The following is a 1,840-nucleotide window of genomic DNA, read 5'->3' as shown; positions in this document are numbered from 1 at the left end:
GCATTTCGAACAGATCCATTCATTTTTTAGTTACAGTTTGCGGAAACTCAAGAGCTGTCAAATGGCTTTAATCGGCTAGTATAAAGTATGATGATGTTAAAAGCAGTATATTGTACATTTGCATTAAGGTTTATATCGATAGATCCGGACAATTCTGGGACTCTGTCAATATTTTAATAATATGATTAAAATTTAACATTGATATTGTACAACTTAAATAGTATACTTTTAAAAAGGATTAAGCGGATGGGGTTGTTTTTCTGATACGAGCAGTGCAAATTTTTTATTGTAGATGGGGGCGGTTATATGAGAAGTTTTGAAAGCGATGTTCAGCTTATAAAATATAAAATATTAAAAGAAGTTGTCAAATATGCCATGGAAGGCACTTTGAATGAAAAATACGCCATGATTCCCAAGACCGTTATTCCAGGTCCAAAACCCATGACAAGATGCTGCATATACAAGGAAAGAGCCATTGTAGCAGAGAGGGTTAAGCTTGCGATGGGAGGGGACAGGAATAATAAAAATGTAATAGAGGTCATAAGCGAAGCATGCGATGAATGCCCGATACATCGTTTCACAGTAACGGAAGCCTGCAGAGGATGTCTTGCCCATAAATGCAAGGAAGCGTGCCCTGTGGGAGCTATTTCTTATGATTATATAAACAGGAAATCTTATATCAACACAGATAAATGTATAGAATGTGGAAGATGCAAAAGTGTATGCCCTTATAATGCCATTTCAGATGTGATGAGGCCATGCATGAAAGCATGCGGTGCCTCGGCGCTTTCTATGGATGAAAATAAAAAAGCGGTGATCGACAATGACAAATGCATACAATGCGGTGCCTGTGTATACCAATGCCCTTTTGGGGCAATGATGGATAAATCCTTTGTGGTGGATGTAGTGGATTTGTTAAAAAGGGCAAGGCAGGATAAAGATATTCATGCTTATGCGATAATAGCTCCTGCAATATCCAGCCAGTTTACGTATGCAAAGATCGAACAAGTTGTAGCCGGTATAAAAGAGCTTGGCTTTTATGATGTCGTTGAAGTTGCATTGGGTGCTGACATGGTCGCATTGAATGAAGCGAAAGAATTTGTAGGCTGCATAAATGAAAAAAAGTTTATGACAAGCTCATGCTGCCCGTCGTTTGTATCATATATACGCAAAAAATATCCGGAGCTTAGTGGAAATATATCGACTTCAGTGTCTCCCATGATCGCTATATCGAGGCTTATTAAAAACATGGATGAAAAGGCTCATGTCGTGTTTATAGGTCCGTGTACGGCTAAAAAGATGGAGATTATGCAGGATGATCTAAGGGGAAGCTGCGATTATGTTCTTACATTTGAAGAATTGCAGGCCATGCTTGATGCTGTCGGGATAAAAATTGAGGAATGCGAAGACATGCCTCTTAATAATGCATCCTTTTATGGAAGGATTTTTGCAAGATCCGGAGGGGTTGCAGAGTCGATAAAGCATGTGATGGAACAGAATAAAATGGATATTGATTTTAAACCGATCGTTTGCGACGGGTTAAAGGAGTGCGATAAAAACTTAAAGCTTGCAAAATTTAAGAGGCTGGCAGGAAATTTTATAGAAGGCATGGCATGCCAGGGAGGATGTATAGGAGGAGCCGCATCATTGTGCCACGGGATTAAAGATCGCGGTGAAGTAGATAAATATGGAAAGCTTGCGATAGAAAAAAGCGTAAACGATTCCCTGAGGGCTCTAAAGATCGATGAAGTAGATATGAACAGGCATCCTGAAGTTTCTAAAGAGGTTCAAAAACCGAAGCTTGGCGACTGAACCGATTAAAGAAGTGGCCGCGCAATGC

General features: G+C 39.7%; 1 protein-coding gene. It reads left to right on the top strand.

The window, feature by feature from the left end; genetic code table 11:
• Positions 1-306 precede the first annotated feature (306 nt).
• Positions 307-1,812 (top strand): 4Fe-4S dicluster domain-containing protein, encoded by a 1,506-nt coding sequence (locus QME45_14685; protein MDI6619873.1) that lies wholly within the window; start codon positions 307-309, stop codon positions 1,810-1,812.
• The last annotated feature ends 28 nt before the right edge of the window (positions 1,813-1,840 follow it).

The sequence above is a fragment of the Clostridiales bacterium genome (genome assembly GCA_030016385.1).
In the GTDB taxonomy this organism is placed as follows: Bacteria; Bacillota; Clostridia; order Clostridiales; family Oxobacteraceae; genus JASEJN01.
This window is presented reverse-complemented; position numbering and strand designations above follow the sequence as displayed.